The following is a 19531-nucleotide window of genomic DNA, read 5'->3' as shown; positions in this document are numbered from 1 at the left end:
TTGCTTTTTCTTTTTTGAGGTTTTGCTTTTCCTTGATGACAAAGGCAAAATAGCCGTAGATTTTTATTAGGACAGCGTCATGCAGGACAATGCTATGTCACGATGGTTATCGCCGCTGATGGCATTTGGTTTATCATTCATTATTATTGCCACACTCGCACCAATGACAGGTATTCAGGTTGAGCGTCAGCTCGACTTTTGGTTGTTGTGGTTAGCAACCATGCTGATTTTGGCATTACCGATTACTTATTTGGAAATTGCCTTAGCCAAACGCTCAAAAACGACAGCATTACAAGCACTTTTAAGTTTAACCCGTGATGCCGATGCTTCTCAAAAATGGCGTTTGGTGGGCTGGCTTGCAGTGGTGTTCATTCCATTTTTAGCAGGCGGTTTGTTGTCTAATGCTGCGCAAATTTTAAATCAATATGCCGCTGCAGACTTGGCTAGTCATGTCTTGTTTGTGATTGTGGCTATTTTCGCACTGGCATTGTCATTAGTGCCGCGTCAAATTTTATTGCTATGTACCGCTGTTGCTGTTGTGGCGGCTTTGGTTTTATCGATGGTGATGGGTTCAGAACTCCCTGCATGGCAAGTCACCTCAATTGAGTTTAGCGAATGGGGCAGTGCAACCGTTTTGGCTTTGGTGGCCAGTGGTTTAGGCATGGGCTTGTACTGGCAAACTAGTTTGCCGCAAGTACAGCAACAATCTGCAGCAACTTCAACGGTATTGCCAATTTGGATTGCTCAGCTATTGGCAGTCGTTGCTTTTGCATTCTTTGCCGTGCAAGCACAAATTCCAGCATTGGCTTTGGTGGTGGCAACTGTTGCAGCAGCAGCGGTTTTATTACAATTGGCACGTGAACAATTGGCACAACGTCAAATGGTGGTTGCGATTCAGTGGGTTGTATTGATTGCAGCAACTTTGGCTTGGGCAATTCCTGCCATTAGTCCTGTATTTAATTTTGCCTTATTGCTTTGGGGCTTAGTTATTTGTTTGATTTACGCTATTTTTGCAGGCTGGATTATGAAAATCAGCCATTTGCGTAAAGCCATGAACTTTAGCAGTGAAGCCTTTTATAACATTTGGCGTATTGCGGTACGTGTGGTGTTACCTGTATCTATCGTAGTGGCGATGGTGGCGTTAATTGGACAGTGGATCGCATGAGTCAAATGGCGCAGGTTTGGGTGGCGTATGCCACACCCGAACAACAATGGCATGTGGCTGTCGCATTTCAGCAGGGCATGACTGTACTGGATGCAATTCAGCAGAGTGGACTTGTGACAGCAACGACTTTACCTGAACCGTTGATGCTGGGTATTTTTGGTGTACGGGTTGAGCCGCAGCATGTATTACAAGCAGGTGATAGGGTTGAGATTTATCGTGCTTTGACCATTAACCCGAAAGATATTCGTCGTAAACGTGCCGCAAAGAACCCAGTAGGGCGTTATGCCAAAAGCAATCGCTTGAGACAATTGCAATGATTTAAAAAACCCCTCAGATGAATTTCAGTGAGGGGTTTCTTTTTATTCTAAAGCGGCTATAGTGGTGGCGCGTTGAGAATCGCTTCTTTCGATCCTGGTAGGCCTGGTTGAGATTCTGGAATCGTTTCCAATCCTTCAACTTTTTCTACAATACCATTTTGATTGAAAAAGATTTTCAAATGCTGACCATGCGCGGCAGGGATCTTGGCTTTTTTAGCATAAGTTCCTGGGATATAGTTGTAAATGTAGTCCCAACGTAATGGATTCATCGGGTCGGCGATGGTAGGACTGCCCAGCAAAAAGCGGACTTGTTGATGACTCATACCGACTTGGACTTTAGACGCTTGAGCTTGGGTTAAAGGTGTACCCTGTGGAATATCGACTTTATAAACGCCCAAGGTCGAACAGCCTGCGAGCAGTGAAGTGACCAATAACGTCAACATGATTTTTTGCATTTTGCTACACTATCCCAAATTAATTATGATGCATTTGATCTTGATCCAGTGTTAGATCATACTGCATCTTAACTTTGTTGCATATTCCAACTTTAATTTTGTTGAGAGACCTTTTTTCATGCCTATTTCAAATCAAGAATTACGCAAAGCTGGACTTAAAGTTACCCTTCCACGAATTAAAATCTTAGAATTATTAGAAAATTCAAAACAACATCATTTAAGTGCAGAAGATATCTACAAAACTTTACTCGATCAGGGTGAAGATGTGGGTTTAGCAACTGTGTATCGTGTGTTAACACAGTTTGAAGCTGCAGGCATTATTGAGCGTCATAATTTTGAGAACAATCATTCTGTGTTTGAAATTATGCAGGAAGATCACCACGACCACTTGGTTTGCTTGAACTGTAGCAAAGTGGTTGAATTTATTAACGATACCATTGAAAAAGAACAGCATGATGTGGCAGAGAAATTTGGTTTTGAGCTCACAGGGCACTCGCTGAATTTATATGGTTATTGTGATGCGCCAGAATGTCGTGAAGCCTTACGCAAGAAATAATTTGCTGTAAGCATAAAAAATAGGCTTCCGTATGGAAGCCTATTTTGTTTGTGTTTAAGCATTGTTGCGAAGTTATTGCCCATCGAAGGTAATATTCGAAGTTGCATGTAACAAGCGCTCGCCACCTTCTTCTGCAAGTTTGATTTGTAGACGCAAATCGTTTGGCGAGTCGGCGTGTTTAAGTGCATCTTTGTAGCTAATTTGCTTGGCTTTATAGAGGTCGTATAAAGCTTGGTCAAAGGTTTGCATACCCAACTCACGTGAACGCTTCATCAGGTCTTTAATTTCGTGCACATCACCTTTACGGATTAAATCTGCAATCAGTGGTGAGTTAATTAAAATTTCAATCGCAGCACGACGTGAGTTGCCATCAATGGTTGGAATTAACTGCTGTGCCACAATCGCTTTCAGGTTTAGCGATAAATCCATGAACAACTGGTTATGACGGTCTGCTTCAAAGAAGTGAATAATACGGTCAATTGCTTGGTTAGCGTTGTTGGCGTGTAGGGTGGCAAATACCAAGTGACCTGTTTCGGCAAAGGCAATTGCATAATCCATGGTTTCGCGGGAACGAATCTCACCAATCAGAATTACATCAGGCGCTTGACGCAAGGTATTTTTTAATGCGATTTCAAAGGAGTCGGTATCAATCCCGACTTCACGCTGGGTAATAATACAGCCTGCATGTTCATGCACAAATTCAATCGGGTCTTCAATGGTAATGATATGACCTTTGGAATTTTGGTTGCGGTAACCAATAATAGACGCTAAAGAGGTCGATTTACCTGTACCTGTCGCACCTACAAAAATGATGATGCCACGTTTGGTCATCGCCAAATCTTTGAGAATAGGTGGCAGTTTCAAGTCATCCATGGTCGGGATTTTGGTTTCAATCCGACGGAGTACCATGCCCGGCTCATCACGTTGTTGGAATGCGCTGACACGGAAACGTGCTGTTTTTTCACGGTTGGTAATCGCAAAGTTACATTCACGGGTTTCGGCAAATTCCTTGCGCTGTTTTTCACTCATAATTGAGTTAAGCAGCTGACCGACAATTTCACCTGTAAGTTTACTTTTGGCTACAGGCACAATTTGTCCATGAATTTTCATGGAAGGTTCAACATCGGCTGTAATAAACAAGTCAGACGCTTTTTGCTGAATCATTAAATTCAGTAAATCATTAAAGTCCATCGCGTATCTCGAATTTTAAACTTATAAGAATGATTCAGGCTGTTTTGCAACCGTACGAGCCGTTTGTGGGCTAATCACACCGCGCGATACCAAGTTTTTCAAACTCTGGTCAAGGGTGGTCATACCGTAGTTGGCACCAGTCTGAATTGCCGAGTACATTTGAGCTACTTTGTTTTCACGAATCAGGTTACGCACTGCAGGAATACCAATCATGATTTCATGCGCAGCTACACGACCACCACCATTTTTCTTGAGCAGGGATTGTGAAATGACGGCTTGTAAAGATTCAGACAACATGGCACGTACCATGTCTTTTTCTTCGGCAGGGAATACGTCAATCACACGGTCAATGGTTTTTGCTGCAGAGGTGGTGTGTAGCGTACCAAATACCAAGTGACCCGTTTCAGCAGCAGTCAGTGCCAAACGAATGGTTTCTAAGTCACGCATCTCACCCACTAGAATAATGTCAGGGTCTTCACGCAGTGCCGAACGTAATGCTTCGTTAAAGCCATGCGTATCACGGTGTACTTCTCGTTGGTTAACCAAACATTTTTTAGATTGGTGTACAAATTCGATTGGGTCTTCGACGGTCAGAATATGGTCGTAGCGATTGTCATTAATAAAGTCAATCATCGCGGCAAGTGTGGTTGATTTACCTGAACCCGTTGGGCCTGTCACCAATACCAAACCACGTGGATATTCACAAATATCTTTAAAGATTTGTCCCATGCCTAAATCTTCAAGGGTCAAAACTTTAGAAGGAATGGTACGGAATACTGCACCTGCACCACGGTTTTGGTTAAATGCGTTCACACGGAAACGAGCCACGCCTGGGACTTCAAAAGAAAAGTCCGTTTCTAGATTTTCTTCATAATCACGACGTTGTTTATCATTCATAATGTCGTACACTAATTTGTGTACTTCTTTATGTTCTAATGCTGGTAAGTTAATTCGACGAATTTCACCATCCACACGAATCAGTGGTGGCATGCCCGCAGATAAGTGTAAATCCGAAGCGCCGTTTTTAGCGGAGAACGCCAATAATTCTGTAATATCCATGAAAGTCCCCGAGATCAATTAAATCTTAATTATTTTGATAGAATAATACGGCTTTCCATCAGCTTAACCAACTGTTAGTTGCTGGACAAGGTAAAAAAAGATGAATGAAATGAGAAATGCATCAATGAATAATCTGCAGCTTATGCGCACTCAGGTTTTGCAACAAATTCAACAGGCATGCCAGTTGGCACAGCGCGAGCCAAATACGGTGCAATTGTTGGCAGTGTCTAAGACTCATCCGAGTGAAGCCTTGCGTGAAATGTATGCGACAGGGCAGCGCGCTTTTGGCGAAAATTATTTGCAAGAAGCTTTGGATAAAATGCAGGCCCTGAGTGATTTAGAAATTGAATGGCACTTTATTGGGCATGTGCAGCGCAATAAAACCAAACATTTGGCAGAAAAATTTGCATGGGTGCATGGGGTAGATCGTTTGATTATTGCCGAGCGTTTATCGAATCAGCGCGATGCTCAACAAGTGCCCCTGAATATTTGTTTACAAGTAAATATTGATGCGCAAGACACGAAGGATGGTTGTCAGCCGAGCGAAGTTGCAGAATTAGTCCGACAGATCAGCCAATTACCGCATTTAAAACTACGCGGTTTGATGGTGATTCCTGCACCTGATCATCCTCAAGCTTTTCAAGATGCCAAACAATTGTTTGATGCAGTGAAAGCACAACATGCACAACCTGAAGATTGGGATACTTTGAGTATGGGGATGTCGGGCGATTTAAATGCCGCAATTGCAGCAGGTTCAACTATGGTACGGATTGGTACAGCATTGTTTGGCGCACGTGACTATTCCAAGGCTTAATTGCTAGATGAACAAAGAATCTGCCAAGATTTTGCAAACATTATCTTGTACGTTTTGGCTGACATGAAATGCGGAATTTTGCGGCTAGTGCTGAAGGTTGGATTTTCTTAATATGAACTTATCGGGAAACAGGGAGTTTCCTAAATAAGAAGAATAAGAAATAGAACAACACGGAAGTGCTTGGTACGACAGGAGTTATACCAAAAACTGAATCTAGAAAGCCTCGACAGGATGTCGAGGCTTTTTTAGTTATGTATGCTGTAAAGCTGTCAAAGTTTTGGCTTGTGTAGATTATTTTTAATAACCTTCACTATTTTTAGAAAGCGCCACTCCCGTCCAGTAAATAGGTGAAGTAGACATTCAAGATTTATTTTCTATCCAGATTCGAATACGGGCAATCAGTAAAAATAGCAAAAAACAGAACTGAAAGAAGCCTGTGAAAATGATGGTCCAACCGCTATTTCCAGGTGTTTTTCTTGCATCCAACTCAATGACTAAAGTGCAGACGGTGAGAATGATTTCAAAAATTAAAACCGCTTTAAAAACCCAAGGTTTAGGGAAACGTATTAACCATGTGAGAAAAATAATACTTAAACTGGGCAATACAGCAAAGAGAATAATCGTTTTTATATCCATAAAATTAAGTACTTAAAGTGTGGGTGATTTTAAAATAAATTCAATACAACTTCATGGAAGCCTAAAATCTGAAATCTCACAGTCATCTCAATAATTCTTCAATCGACAAATAATCTTCAGATTTTAGGCAGTATTGGCTTTAACCCACCACATTGACTTCACTTGCCCCTGCACCCACTGGTTTGACTTGAATTTGCACAGGAATTCGTTCGTGCATTTCCTGAATATGCGAAATCAGCACCACTTTACGTCCCTGACTTTGCAGATGGTCTAAGGCATTCATCACCATGTGCAAGGAAGTCGGGTCGAGAGTGCCAAAGCCTTCATCAATAAATAGCGATTCCAGTTTCATTGAGCCAGATGCCATATTGGCAATTGCCAGTGCCAAAGCTAAAGAAACCAAAAAGGTTTCGCCACCCGATAAAGACAGAACAGGGCGAATTTCACTGTTCATGTCTAAATCAATAATCGCTAACCCCAAACTGTCTGGAATACGATGCAATTGATAACGCGAACTCAGTGGTAGCAATTGCTGATTGGCGTATTCCACCAAAATATCCAAGTGATGTTCTTGGGCAATTTTCTTAAATTTTGTCCCTTCTTTATGCCCAATTAAATCGTAAATACGTCCCCAACGATATTCTTCAGCTTTGATATTTTCAATTTGAGTTTGATAGGTAGCAAAAATCTCTTGATTGGTGCTATTCAGGCGTAGCTGTGCCTCAATCTCATTATAGTTTTGCTGTTGTTTGGCTTTGTCTGTTTGCAGCGCTGCCAGTTGCGTGGTGACCTCGTCAAAACTCAGTTGTGGCTGTTGCTTTAAGTGTTTTTGATATTGCTCTTCCAATGTTTGCCAAGCCGTTTTAGCACTCTCCAAACTGTTTTGTTGTTGCTGCAGCATGTTGCGTATTTGCTGATGTTCGGCATAAGAAATCTGTAAACATTTATCAATGATGCTGGCTTGAAAATGCGTGTGTGTCGCTTGCCACGTTGCAATGTGTTGCTGACATTCAGTGTGTTGCTGCATGCGCTGTTGAATTCTACTATCCAAACCATGTTTTTGCAGTTGTAAGTCTTTTAACACCTGTTCTGCTTGATTAAGTACAGTTCGTTGTGTGCTAAGTGCAAGATTGAGTTGCTGTTGTTGCTGATCTAAAGCCTGCTGCCATTCTTGATAGGTCTGATATTCACATCCCGCATGAGTTCTTGTAAGCTGCTTAATTTGATCACGCAGCTCACTTCCTGCAGTTTTAATCTGCTGCAGTTGTAGGGTTTTCTCTGCATGTTGCTGTTGTAAAAATAGCAACTTTTCTTGCACTTGCTGCTGTTGTTGAGTCAGTTGTTCAATCGTTTTGCTCAGTTGAACTTGCTGCTGCTGCAAGTGATGACGTTGCTCTAACTGTTGTAAGGCATTTTGATAGTATTCAATCGGTTGATTGAGCCAAGCGTGTCTTTGTTCTGCATCTAAAAGCGACAAAATAGGCTGTAAACGCTGAGCGAGGTCTTGGCGTTGTTGAATAGCATATTTGAGTTGTTCTGCCTGCTGTGCAGCATTGCGCCATTGTTTCAGGGTATCGTTTGCTTGTTGAATACTCTGCTGCAAGTGTTGAGTGGATTGATGTGTTGTTGCCCAATGTTGCTGTACGTGTTCAATTTGCTTTGCAACAGGCAGCGCTGCATCCAAATCTAAAGATAAGGATGTTGCAAGCTGTTGCACCAATGTCTGTTGTTGTTCAAGTTGCTGTTGCAGTTCAAGACTGCGTTGTTGTTGTTGATGATAAGTTGCATCGTATTGACTGCGAGCACGCTCCAATTGTTGTAGCTGTTTTTGCGCATGCTCAAATTCAGTTTTGGCCTGCTGCAATTGCTGATCCTGCAATTGGTTTAAAGCGTCACTGAGTAAATTTTCATGCTGAATAAACGGATGTTCATGGCTGCCGCAGACCATACAGGCTTCATTCGGTTTTAATTGGGCACGTAAATCCTGCACACTTTGATGCTGCAATAAACGCTGCTGTTCAAAGATCTGCTGTAATTGTTGCAAGGCTTGTTCAGTAATTTGCACTTGCTGCTGTTGGGTTTGAATTTGAGTCTGTGTCTGCTGTTGCAGACTTAAAGTTTCTTGCTGACGCTGTTGTAACTGCTCAAATAGGGTGGTCTGTTGTTGCCATTGTTCAAGTGCCTGTTGCAAGCGCTCTAAAACATGCACACTCTTTAAAGCATGTTGTAATTGCTGTTGCTCTGCCGTGAGTTGCTGCTCAAGTTGTTCAGGATGTTGATATTGTTTTTCCCAAACCAACAGTTGTTGCTGTGTATGTTGTTGTTGCTCAATTAAAGTATCTAATGCAGATTGGAACAGCGTAGGGTTTTGCTGACGTAGTTGCTGTTCAAGCTGCAAATAATCTTGCAGACGTTGCAACGTAAGGGCTAAATTATCATCAAAATTTGCCCATGCCGCAGTCTGTTTGAATTGCTGTTGTAAATGTTGCTGTTGTTGTTGCTCGGTTGCAAGTTGAGTCGTCAGTTGCTTCAAATTATTTTGCACAGGCTGAATTTGCTGCTCTGCAAATAATTTTTGTGCAGCATCCAAAGCGGTATATTGTTGAAGTTTGCTAGAAATTTCATGTTGTAACTGTGCCGCAATTTCAAGTTGTGGTTTCAATTGTTCAACATGCTGCTGCCATGCCTGAAGGTCTTTTTCCGCTTGCTGTTGCTGACTAATCGCTTGCTGTTGTGCGTATTCCGCTTGTTGCAAGTTTGGTTCAAATTTCAAAAGCTGCTGATTCAGATTTTTTAGCTCGGTATCTGCTTGCTGACGCAAGACAAATTGCTCGCGGATGGTTTGAAATTCATCTAAATGTTTGAGCAATTGTTTTTGAGAGGCGAGTTTAAGATCGGCATCGACTTGAACATCATATATTTCTTTTTTAGCTTGGGTGCTGGCATAGAGTTCATGGCAATCTTTGTGCCATTTCACATCATTTTCATACAGTTTTTCGGTTTGGGTCAGCAAAGCTAATTGTTGACTTAGGTCATGTTGTTGGGTTTCTAAGTCTTTTAGTGCTTCATCGCTGAGGAGCACCACATGCCCCATGACATTTTCAAGATCTGTTCGCTTTTGTTTAATTTCACTAAATTTAACGGCTGCACGTTTACTGACTTCGGTAAAAATTTGCGAATTGGTTAAATATTCAAGTAAATCTGCCCGTTCATGGTCTTTGGCTTTTAAAAATGCCCCAACTTCCGATTGTGCCAATAATACTGCGCGTGTGAATTGCTCAAAACTAAGACCAATCAGTTGTTCTACAATCGGCGTAGCTTCAGAAATTTTTTGATTTAAAACCCGTTGTTCATCTAAGCAGGTGATGGCACGTTCAACTTTTAAGTTCCCATCCACTTTATTGTGCGCACGGCGAATTTGCCAACGTGCCGAATAGCGTTTTTGATCAAGCGCGATAAATTCAAGTTCTGCAAAGCCAGAAGTCGTACCACGACGTAAAATATGTTTAGAATCTTTTAAGGAAATTTCTTTGCCTGCGGTATCGGTCAGGCTGCCTGTTGCACCTCTCAAACGTGGAATTTCGTCATAAAGTGCCAAACACATGGCATCCAGCAAAGTCGATTTGCCTGCACCAGTTTTGCCCGTAATTGCAATTAAACCTGCCTGTGCCAGTGGCTCATCTTCAAAATTGATGACATGCGTGCCTGCCAAAGATGCCAAATTATTTAAACTTAAACGTAAAATTTTCATGGCAAATCCTTAAGCTTTATTCTGATCAAGTTCTTGTTGGGCTTCGGCCAAAAGCTGTAAAAAATCTTGGCTCACTTCTGGGTCAGGTTGATAGCCCATTTTTTCCCATAAATCTAAAAATAATTTTTCAGGCGTAGGCGGCTCTAAATCAATTTTTGATTGTTGCACGTTCGAGTTTTCACAGTTTTGAAAGCGTCGTGCAATGCGCAGTAAACGATAGCGGTTGGCAGGCAGTGCTTGTTCAATTTGTTGGCGTAAATCAATGGGTGGTGGCGCATCGCTGATATATTCAATTTCTAAAAAATGCCGTGCGCAAACTTCTGCAATTTCATCTTTTGGCAATTTATTCAGTTCGGTGATTAATTCAGAAAGTTCACAGCGAATCCGAAGCAGCTCTACCGTACGTGGAATAAGCAAGCTTTCATATTGGAAACGCTGTGCATCTGCCTGCAACGGGTCAATTCTGACTTCAAGGACTTGGTGTTTATAATTCAGCTCGCTAAATGATAAAGGGATGGGTGAGCCGCTATAGCGAATGTGTGGCTGTCCGACCTGTTGCGGTTTGTGTAAGTGTCCGAGTGCGACATAGTCAATCACCTCATCAAACAGCGCAGTCGATAAGGCTTCTTCATTCCCCACTACAATTGGGCGTTCTGAGTCGGAAGTTTCGCCACCTTGCATGTGTGCATGTGACATTAAAATCAGGGCTTGATCGGGTTGTTTACGGGCTTTGGCTTCTGCAATCAGTTGTTGATGTAAGTAAGCAACCGCAGATTGATTGTCACTGCTATGTTCATTTAAACCTGTAATTTCTGCACTGCGTAAATAGGGCAGGGTCAGACACCATGCCACAATATTTTGCGCAGCGTCATAAATAGGCACTAGGAGTTTATCTAAATCTAATTTTTGCTCGGCTGTTTTACCAATCACGCCCACAGCTTTGGCGTTGAAGCGGTCTAAAAAGGGTTCAACTTGCTCAATGCGATACCCAGAGTCATGATTGCCTGCAATCATTAAGGTTTGCATGTGTGGAGCAAGCACATGCGCATCGGTAAGGAATTGATAGAGTTGTTTCTGAGCGCTCGAAGCAGGATTGACCACATCAAAAATATCGCCTGCTATGAGCAGGGCATTCGGCTGTTTGCTTTTAATTTGAGTTAAGAGCCAATTTAAAAATTCAGTATGTTCATATTCACGTTCATGGTGATGGAAAAATTGCCCCAAATGCCAATCAGACGTATGTAAAAAATGAACAGCCATGCGTGTTCCAATCTTGATGTTGAATTATGGGATAACTTAACATAACTGAGCGCAACACTGCGGCAAAAAACCAGTTTTCTGCTTTTAAAGCGACAATTTAGGTCGCAGAGATTTTAAAGAGAAGGGAAAGTAAAATCTGTCGTGATCTGTATAGAAAAATATAGAGAGTTAAAATACTGATGTTAGAAAGGCTAAAAAAAGACCTTAAAAAATAAAGACCGACGATTCGAGTGATGATGAAATCGTCGGTCAAAGAAAAACTTGCGATACAGTAAAGCTTTGGCTGATGTTCAAAGCATGACTGTATGCGATTTATTGCTTTAGTCAGGTCACCGAAAATATTGTGGATGCCATACACATTAACGGTTGTTGTGACCTTGTAGCCTATATAACGTCAGGCTTTTGTATTCGGTTGACAATTTCATGAAAAAAAAATCAATTTTTTTTATACTAGGCTGAATCTTTTGTCTGAGTCATCTTTATGGTATCGCTAAGCCGTTATTTTATCTGGTTTTTCTTGTATTGCTTTGTGATGACCTGTATTTGTGGCGTATTGGCTGCATTATTACCTGCGGGTGTAGGCGGGATTTTAACTGCGGTGCCTTATTTGGTTGCCATGATTTTAGTGCTGTATAAGTTTTTAAAACAACAACGCCGTGCGCCGAATGACAAGGAACGCAAGACATTTACTTTAGGATTTAGCCTGATTTTTTGGGGCTATAACTTGGCGTTTTTATTATTAGGTTTGGCGATATTTTCTCGCCAAAACCCAAGCATTTGGCAAGATTTTTTACAGTATTTGCAACAGCCACAATTTATGAGTGTGGTGGTGATCATGTTCTTGTTGATCGCAATTCCATTGTATCTGCTGACCTATTGGTTTTATGGTAAACAGGCACAGCGTATGGCAGTTAAAATGTTTGGCTGATAAAAGAAGTTGTTAATATCTGATTTTCTTCAAATATACATGATCAGTTATGTGATGATGATTTGCTTAGACTTGAACATTCAGTCTAAATCACGTATAGCTAAAACTATATTTTTCATCATGCTGAGATTGGAAGATGCATAAACCTTTGGTACTGGTAACAGGGGCAAGTGGTTTTATTGGTTCACAATTGTTGCCGTTTTTATTGCAACAGGATTATCGGGTGGTGGGGCTAACCCGACAGCCCAATCGAGTATCCAAACATCCACAATTACGCTGGATTCAGCAGTTAGATGAACTCGACACCGACCAAATTGATTATGTGATTAATTTGGCGGGAGAAAGTATTGGGCAGGGCAGATGGACAGCAGCACGCAAACAAAAATTGCTTGATAGTCGAGTTCAGACCACACTGCACTTATATCAATATCTTGAAAAGCGCCGTATTTTCCCCAAGTGTATTATTTCAGGCTCGGCAGTGGGGTATTACGGAATTGACCCGCAGGAACAATGGTCAGCAGTATGTACCGAACACAGTGCAGCACAAGATATTTTTATGTCGCAGTTGTGCCAGCAATGGGAACAGGCTGCGTTAAGCTTCAGCCAGCAAAATACTAAAATTATGCGCTTGGGCGTGGTGTTTGGGCGCGGTGGTGGCATTTTACCGCAAATGTTATTACCAATTCGTTTAAATGCCGTCGGGCGGATTGGGCATGGACGGCAGCCTGTTGCATGGGTGCATATACAAGATATTTTACAGGCCATTCACTGGTTAATGACGCAACCTGTAGACGCCAAAATTTTGAATGTGGTTGCACCTGAAAAAACCAGTCAGCAAGACTTTGCCGAAACCGCAGCTCGGCTTTTAAAACGTCGTCCATTTTTGGTGTTACCTGCTTTTGTCTTGCGTTGGTTATTGGGCGAGCAATCGCAATTGGTGCTGAATGGGCAATATGTTAAACCACAAGCGTTAGAACAAGCAGGCTATTGCTTTCAATATCCAAAACTTGAACAGGCGCTAGCGGCTTGTCTGGGTGCATGATCCTCTACTTAAACAGAGGATGCTGCTGAGTGTTATGCACAGATTGAGGTGGGCTGTAACTGCTTTGGATCATAAGCGGCAGGATCAACAATCGTTTCTTGCCCAAGCATGAGCTGTCTTAATAACTGCGCTGAAGCAGTGCCCATACATAAGCCATTACGGAAGTGTCCGAAATTCATCCATACATTATTTAGGCTTGGCACTTTGCCGATATACGGCACACCTGTAGGCGAGCCTGGACGTAAACCAGCCCATTGTTTCACAATGGGGAACTGTGCCAATTCAGGCACCATTTCAAAACAAGCCGTTAAAATATCTTGTTGGGTTTGCGGGTTTGGTGTGGTGTCAAAACCAACGTGACGCATACTGGAACCGCATAGCACATGCCCATCTTGACGTGGAATCAAGTACATCACCTTGTTCATGCACATGCTTGGCAACCATTGTGCAGGGGTTTTAAATAACACAATTTGCCCTTGTACAGGCTGTACAGGAATCTCTAAACCCAGTTGTGCCGCCCAGTGCTGTGACCATGCACCTGTCGCAAGCACGATATGATCTGCACGATGCAAGCGACCATCGGCAGATTGAATGGCTTGAATACGATCTTCAGTGATCTGAAATTGCTGAATTGGGCAGTGTTCAAAAAATCGCACGCGCGGATGTTGTTTCAAATATTGCGTGAGCGATTGTAATAAACGCGGATTGCGCACATTGGCAAGTTGTGAGAAATACAGGGCTTGTTTAAATTTGGGGTGGATATGCGGGTTAATTTGTTCGAGCTGTTCCCGATTCAGACATTCAGCTTGCTGCATCGGTTCATGATGACGTTCGGCATAATTTATACCAATCTCAAAATCATCTTCATCAAAAATCAACATGCCTGTTTCATGGATTTCAAAATCAATGCCTGTAATAGGTTTGAGTTTTTCATTCCATGCTTGGTACTGCGGTTTGGCAAATTGGGCTAAGTCATTGACCGCTTGAGGATAACGCCACGGATACATGGGAGAAAGAATTCCACCACCTGCCCATGATGCCGCTTGTGCTGCTTGTTGTTGATCAAAAATACTGATAGAGCAGCCCTGCTCTACCAGTTCGAGTGCAGACAACAAACCGCTGATGCCTGCACCAATGATTGCGATGTGCATGAAAGTCGCCTGTTTATGCCATATCTTTAAGTTTGAGTGCTGCTTCTTCGGCAAAATATGTCCAAATACCATCTGCACCTGCACGGCGGCAACTCATTAGCGATTCAATAATCACACTGTCCGACAACCAGCCATTTTGAATCGCGGCAGCAAGCATGGCGTATTCACCACTCACTTGATAGACAAAGGTTGGCACACCAAAGTTATCTTTCACTTCACGTACGATGTCTAAATAAGGCATACCTGGTTTTACAATCACCATGTCTGCACCTTCTTGAATATCCAGTGCAATTTCATGCAAGGCTTCGGCGCGGTTGCCAATATCCATTTGATAATTGTATTTGTTGCCGCCTTTGAGGTTGCTGGCAGAACCGACTGCATCACGGAATGGGCCGTAAAAGCTAGAGGCGTATTTGGCTGAATAAGCCATGATAGAGGTATAGATGTGCCCGTTGCTTTCCAACGCCTGACGAATCGCACCAATACGGCCATCCATCATGTCACTTGGCGCAACCACATCTGCACCCGCTTCGGCATGGCTTAAAGCCTGTTTAATTAGACATTCAACGGTTTCATCATTCAGTACATAGCCTGTGTCATCAATAATGCCATCTTGACCATGAGTAGTGTACGGGTCGAGTGCGCCATCGGTAATAAGTACCATCTCTGGTAATTCTTTTTTCAGCAGGCGTAGCGTGTTTTGCACCAAGCCATCTTCACGCCATGCTGCTTCTGCGGTCAGGCTTTTATCTTCTTGTGGCGTGACTGGAAACAATGCCAGTTTAGACACACCCAGCTGCATTAAACGCTCGGCTTTTTTGAGTAATAAGTCTGCCGATAAACGCTGAATATTGGGCATGCTTGGAATATCTTGGGTTTGATTTTGTCCCGGTAAAACAAATACAGGATAAATCAAGTGATCTGTGGTTAAGTGAGTTTCGCGAACCATGGCGCGTAATTGATCATTTTTACGGATACGACGCATACGAGTGGCAGGAAATGCAGGACGATTGAACGTATAGGTCATAAAAATCTCACTGATCAGTATTAAACTAGACGACTATTGTAGCCCCTTAAATTTCATTTGGGCATACATTGGCTGTTTTTATTGTTGGTAAATTGAGTTGTTTGGACTTTTGGGCACGTTATGAGTAATGCAGAGAAAAATTGGACTGGGAATATACATTTAGGCGCGAAAGTCGATATTGATGTCGTGCTAAGACAATTGGTCAATGCATTTAATGGATCGCCATTTTTTCAACACAATGGCATGAGCATGCGTGTGGTCGATGGTCAAATTGAAGCCTATATTGAGATGCAACCGTATATGGTGGGCAACGTGGCTTTCCAAATTTTACATGGTGGTGTTGCTGCAACCATTTTGGACAGTGTGGGCGGTATTGTGGCGATGGGTGAGTTATATAAAAGAACTGAACCTGACGACTTGCCCGATACCATAAAAAAAGTCACCCGTTTGGCTACGGTAGATATGCGGGTGGATTACTTAGCACCGGGACGCGGTAAGTATTTTATTGCCCGTGCGGAAACTTTACGTTTAGGGCGTAAAGGCTGCACCATGCGCATGACGATGGTCAATGATGAAGATAAACCAATTGCAACGGCAATTGCGTCTTATGCCTATTAAAATCTAAGGTAGGGCGCGAACAATTGTGTTTTGCCTAATTGGATGACTGTTTATTTTGATTAGTTTATTGTTTTAGACATATAAGGAGTTGAGTGATCAGCTCCTTTTTTTGTGTGCATGAAGAGTTTTTTGAATTGTGACAGTTTGTAGCGACTTAAGTTTTCTTTAAGTTTAGATTTCTATCTTGAGCATTGAGTTATTTTCTATCCAATGTGATGCACATGATCAAATTTAATTTTGATGCTCAATCATCCAGTCAAACGCATTTTCTGGATGCGAATTTTCATCAGCAAAAAAATAAAAAACAATTCAACGGGTATGCATCTGTAGCGCAGCCGTATAAACCACAAACGAACCCAAAACAGTTGAACCTAGAACAGCCACATTTAGATGTATTACACAGCTATGCCTCGGTGATTCAAGCACACACAACAGCACAACATTTAAATGTGACAACTGTGACCCGAGATGCTAGCGAACAACGCTTGGCATTAGAGCATTTTATTCGAGATAAATACCAAAAAGTCCATCAGGCATCCATAAATACTTTTTCAGATACCTTGTTTGCAGGCTATGTAAACCACGACATGCAAGTGGTGATTGGCATGCAACCATTGGGCGCAAACCAAGCCTTTTTGGAACAGTATTTAGGTGCACCCATTGAAACCATTTTAACCCAATTGAGCCAAGTGCCTGTAACGCGCGCGCAGATTGTTGAAATTGGCAACTTGGCAGCGCAAGACATGAGCAAAGCCAAATTGATGGTGGCTTTTTTGGTCTTTCACTTATCGCAGAACAATGTGTCGTGGGCAGTTTGCACAGGAACAGCAGCAGTGCGCTATGTGTTACAGCAAATGGGTTTGCATTTTCAGGTACTAGAAAAAGCCAACCCCGAAGCCTTGGGCGATGCACAGCATCAATGGGGCAGTTATTACCAACAGAAGCCTTATGTACTGGCGATTGACGTTGCAGCAGCGTTGGCGGTCACGCAACAGCAATATTGTTTTTATGCCTAAGGTCATGCAGAAAGGCGGAAATTGAAAGATGAATGAGTTATTTGAAAACCTGAATCACTATGCCCAAACAGACCCTGAGCGTGAAGCAATTGTGACGGCACAAACCACACTGAGTTATGCCACATTACAGCAACGGGTTGAGTTGCTCAGTGCAGAATTGGCAACTTATCAAGTACAGCGTTTGGCGTTGTGGGGTGTGAATCAGGCCGATTGGATTGTGGTCGATTTAGCCGCACGTAAAGCTGCAATGACAGTCATTCCTGTGCCTTTATTTTTTACTGCTGCACAAGTGCAACATTTACTGCAAGACAGCCAAGCGGAGTTGCTGTGTATTTTGACGGATACTGCACAAAGCGATACTCCGTCCAATGTTAACTCGGCTATTGGAAATACTGCTATTCCAGAAGCTTTGTTGGAGATGATTGATACAGTTCAGGCACAGGTTTTGCCACCATCAGATTTATATCAAGGGCAGTTGTTTCGTCTAAGCGTTGAAACAGCACAACCGCATTTATCCCCAAATTCTGCTGAGCAGCCTACAAAAATTACTTATACCTCGGGCAGTACAGGTACACCCAAAAGTGTGTGTTTGGCAGAAGCCACCATCAATTCAATTACACACTCTTTAAGTCAGGCATTACAAAGTAGCCAGCTTGGGCGGCATTTGTGTCTAATTCCATTTGCAACATTGCTTGAAAATATCGCAGGCGTGTATGTGCCTTTTCACATGGGACGTGCAGTGGTGGTGGGTGAAGTCAGCCAGTTCGGTTTGCTGTCCAACCATGAGTTTGATGTTTCACGCTTTGTCGATGCCGTGCAGCAATATCGCATTGAAAGCGTGATTTTATTGCCACAAATGCTCAAAGCGATTGTGGAATATATCCATCAACACGGCGATTTGGGCTTGCGCACTTTGAAGTTTATTGCCGTGGGTGGTGGCAAGGTGTCTGCAGATTTACTCAAGCAGTGTCAGCAATTCAATTTACCTGTTTATGAAGGTTATGGTCTGTCTGAATGTGCATCGGTCGTGAGTTTAAACCTGCCTGAAGCTCGCAGAATTGGCAGTGTTGGCCGCGTATTGCCGCATGTTCAAGTCGAAATTGCTGCCAATCAAGAAGTGGTGGTCAAGGGCAGTGCCATGTTGGGATATATGCATGAACTTGGGCGTGAGCAGGATGCGGTATCAGCCGATATTCACACAGGCGATGCAGGTTATTTTGATGAAGATGGCTATTTATATATCACGGGGCGTATCAAGCAAATTATTGTCAGCAGTTTTGGGCGCAATATTTCACCAGAATGGGTTGAATCGAACAGTTTGAGTGAGCCTGAAATTCAACAGATTGCCGTGTTTGGTGAAGCGCAGCCGTCATTATCTGCAGTGATTTATGCCGAGGAACATCGTTCAGATGCGTAATTGGCAGCCGCGATTTATCGTGCCAATACCCGTATGCCTGATTATGCCCAAATTAAACACTGGTGCCGTGCTGAACAACCTTTTTCTTTAAATAATCAGATGTTAACCGATAACGGAAAATTGCGTAGAGCAGTCATTCAGCAACAGTATCAGACAGCTTTGGCACATCCTACAACGTATTTAATGGCTGATCTTGGAGATGTTTCACAGATAGACATCAACCTGTCAGTCATCAATAGAGATAGAGAGAAATCACATGAATATTGCACAACAGCAATTCAAACATTCCCCACAACAAATTAAAGATCGTTTGGTGGAGCACGGTTGGGTTTTACTTAGAAATGAACATTATGATGTGAATGCGTTTAGTGGGCTGATGAGCAATATTTGCCAAAAGCTGACCTATGACCCTGCACGTGAAAATGTGACCCGACAATCGCAAAAAGTAGATGCAGGTACGCAGGCAATGGGGCTGCATATAGAAAATGGTTCAACCCCAATGCCGCCTGATATTATTGCTTTTTTTAGTGAAAAAAGTGCTTCGCGTGGTTCGCAGACCACCTTATGTGATGGACATGAGGCATGGAAAAAACTGCCTGATACACTGAAACAGAAATTTGCTGAACCGATGACCATCAGCCGTTACTTACCTAAAGTAATGTGGCAAAAGTATGTGGCAAAAGTATGTGGCAACTGCACTCAATATTGCCGATGCTGCACAGGTCGGGCAGCGGGAACTCGCTCATTTTATTGCGATGATTCCTAGACAACGGATTCGCCCTGCGCATGATGAAGGCGTACAGTACGATTTAAGCATGCCGATGATTCGCCATGACAATTTAAAAGCTGTGCCTGCCTTTGCCAACACCTTGTTGGGACCTTCTTATAATTACGAAAAGCCGCGTTTTTACTTTGCCGATGGCAGCGAAATCCAAGCGGAATTATTGGAAGAGTTGGCAGAGCGATGCGAGCGTGAAACCTCAGAAATTGACTGGCAAGATGGTGATGTGGTGCTCATTGATAACAAGCGCTTTATGCATGGCAGACGTGAAATATTGGTGCCATTAGAAGATCGTAAACTCTATATTTGTATGGGCTTGGGACTGAATCCTGCATTTTTATAATTGA

At 42.6% G+C, this 19531-nt stretch carries 18 protein-coding genes and 1 pseudogene; 11 read left to right on the top strand and 8 right to left on the bottom strand.

Annotated elements, in window-relative coordinates; all coding sequences use genetic code 11:
• Positions 1 to 79 precede the first annotated feature (79 nt).
• Entirely contained in the window at positions 80 to 1165 is a 1086-nt protein-coding gene (locus tag FTT74_RS04200) for a hypothetical protein (protein WP_004975316.1), read from the top strand.
• Complete coding sequence (locus FTT74_RS04195) at positions 1162 to 1482, top strand: RnfH family protein (protein ID WP_004975319.1); 321 nt, start codon at positions 1162 to 1164, stop codon at positions 1480 to 1482. Before FTT74_RS04200 ends, FTT74_RS04195 begins: the two co-directional genes overlap by 4 nt.
• A gap of 56 nt (positions 1483 to 1538) precedes the next feature.
• Here the strand turns inward: FTT74_RS04195 and FTT74_RS04190 are convergent, their stop codons facing one another.
• Complete coding sequence (locus FTT74_RS04190) at positions 1539 to 1937, bottom strand: outer membrane protein assembly factor BamE (protein ID WP_004975323.1); 399 nt, start codon at positions 1935 to 1937, stop codon at positions 1539 to 1541.
• A gap of 118 nt (positions 1938 to 2055) precedes the next feature.
• On the opposite strand from FTT74_RS04190, the gene fur reads away from it, so the two are divergent.
• Positions 2056 to 2493 carry a ferric iron uptake transcriptional regulator gene (fur, locus tag FTT74_RS04185; protein WP_004975325.1) on the top strand — a complete coding sequence of 146 codons (438 nt, stop codon included), beginning with the start codon at positions 2056 to 2058 and terminating at the stop codon, positions 2491 to 2493.
• A gap of 72 nt (positions 2494 to 2565) precedes the next feature.
• Here fur and FTT74_RS04180 read toward each other — a convergent pair whose 3' ends face one another.
• Together FTT74_RS04180 and FTT74_RS04175 are read right to left on the bottom strand one after the other, a co-directional pair.
• Positions 2566 to 3684, bottom strand: a complete 1119-nt coding sequence (locus tag FTT74_RS04180) for a PilT/PilU family type 4a pilus ATPase (RefSeq protein WP_104852406.1) — start codon at positions 3682 to 3684, stop codon at positions 2566 to 2568.
• Between the two features lie 21 nt (positions 3685 to 3705).
• On the bottom strand, positions 3706 to 4743 hold the full coding sequence (locus FTT74_RS04175; RefSeq protein ID WP_004975327.1) for a type IV pilus twitching motility protein PilT: 1038 nt from the start codon (positions 4741 to 4743) through the stop codon (positions 3706 to 3708).
• A 124-nt stretch (positions 4744 to 4867) separates the two neighbouring features.
• On the opposite strand from FTT74_RS04175, the gene FTT74_RS04170 reads away from it, so the two are divergent.
• Entirely contained in the window at positions 4868 to 5557 is a 690-nt protein-coding gene (locus tag FTT74_RS04170; protein WP_131261727.1) for a YggS family pyridoxal phosphate-dependent enzyme, read from the top strand.
• A 360-nt stretch (positions 5558 to 5917) separates the two neighbouring features.
• Here the strand turns inward: FTT74_RS04170 and FTT74_RS04165 are convergent, their stop codons facing one another.
• The 3 genes from FTT74_RS04165 to FTT74_RS04155 all read right to left on the bottom strand — a co-directional run bounded on the left by FTT74_RS04165 (position 5918) and on the right by FTT74_RS04155 (position 11204).
• On the bottom strand, positions 5918 to 6193 hold the full coding sequence (locus FTT74_RS04165; RefSeq protein WP_004975329.1) for a hypothetical protein: 276 nt from the start codon (positions 6191 to 6193) through the stop codon (positions 5918 to 5920).
• Between the two features lie 139 nt (positions 6194 to 6332).
• Complete coding sequence (locus tag FTT74_RS04160) at positions 6333 to 9944, bottom strand: AAA family ATPase (protein ID WP_179988610.1); 3612 nt, start codon at positions 9942 to 9944, stop codon at positions 6333 to 6335.
• Between the two features lie 9 nt (positions 9945 to 9953).
• On the bottom strand, positions 9954 to 11204 hold the full coding sequence (locus FTT74_RS04155; protein WP_154320420.1) for an exonuclease SbcCD subunit D C-terminal domain-containing protein: 1251 nt from the start codon (positions 11202 to 11204) through the stop codon (positions 9954 to 9956).
• 481 nt (positions 11205 to 11685) lie between these two features.
• Here FTT74_RS04155 and FTT74_RS04150 point away from each other — a divergent pair, with 481 nt between their 5' ends.
• Both FTT74_RS04150 and FTT74_RS04145 read left to right on the top strand, forming a co-directional pair.
• A complete protein-coding gene (locus FTT74_RS04150; protein WP_004975337.1) occupies positions 11686 to 12132 on the top strand; it encodes an ABZJ_00895 family protein in 447 nt (148 codons plus the stop codon).
• Positions 12133 to 12268: 136 nt separating this feature from the next.
• Positions 12269 to 13174, top strand: a complete 906-nt coding sequence (locus tag FTT74_RS04145; protein WP_179988609.1) for a TIGR01777 family oxidoreductase — start codon at positions 12269 to 12271, stop codon at positions 13172 to 13174.
• A 32-nt stretch (positions 13175 to 13206) separates the two neighbouring features.
• Here FTT74_RS04145 and thiO read toward each other — a convergent pair whose 3' ends face one another.
• On the bottom strand, positions 13207 to 14325 hold the full coding sequence (gene thiO, locus FTT74_RS04140; protein WP_004975341.1) for a glycine oxidase ThiO: 1119 nt from the start codon (positions 14323 to 14325) through the stop codon (positions 13207 to 13209).
• A gap of 13 nt (positions 14326 to 14338) precedes the next feature.
• Complete coding sequence (gene hemB, locus FTT74_RS04135) at positions 14339 to 15352, bottom strand: porphobilinogen synthase (protein WP_004975342.1); 1014 nt, start codon at positions 15350 to 15352, stop codon at positions 14339 to 14341.
• Positions 15353 to 15472: 120 nt separating this feature from the next.
• Between hemB and FTT74_RS04130 the strand changes: the two genes are divergently transcribed.
• The 5 genes and pseudogenes from FTT74_RS04130 to FTT74_RS14055 all read left to right on the top strand — a co-directional run bounded on the left by FTT74_RS04130 (position 15473) and on the right by FTT74_RS14055 (position 19527).
• On the top strand, positions 15473 to 15970 hold the full coding sequence (locus FTT74_RS04130; protein WP_096902274.1) for a thioesterase family protein: 498 nt from the start codon (positions 15473 to 15475) through the stop codon (positions 15968 to 15970).
• Positions 15971 to 16191: 221 nt separating this feature from the next.
• Positions 16192 to 16986 (top strand): thermostable hemolysin, encoded by a 795-nt coding sequence (locus tag FTT74_RS04125; protein ID WP_179988608.1) that lies wholly within the window; start codon positions 16192 to 16194, stop codon positions 16984 to 16986.
• A 28-nt stretch (positions 16987 to 17014) separates the two neighbouring features.
• Positions 17015 to 18403 carry an AMP-binding protein gene (locus tag FTT74_RS04120; RefSeq protein ID WP_257221824.1) on the top strand — a complete coding sequence of 463 codons (1389 nt, stop codon included), beginning with the start codon at positions 17015 to 17017 and terminating at the stop codon, positions 18401 to 18403.
• Positions 18404 to 18706, top strand: coding sequence for a hypothetical protein (locus FTT74_RS13875; protein WP_257221823.1), 303 nt, complete (start codon positions 18404 to 18406; stop codon positions 18704 to 18706).
• Positions 18660 to 19527 (top strand): annotated as a pseudogene (locus tag FTT74_RS14055) (TauD/TfdA family dioxygenase). The gene FTT74_RS13875 and the pseudogene FTT74_RS14055 overlap by 47 nt, the downstream one beginning before the upstream one ends.
• The last annotated feature ends 4 nt before the right edge of the window (positions 19528 to 19531 follow it).

Source organism: Acinetobacter sp. YH01007 (genome assembly GCF_013420425.1).
GTDB lineage: Bacteria > Pseudomonadota > Gammaproteobacteria > Pseudomonadales > Moraxellaceae > Acinetobacter > Acinetobacter towneri.
The sequence above is the reverse complement of the archived record's forward strand: the minus strand, read 5'-3'. Positions and strand labels throughout refer to the sequence as shown.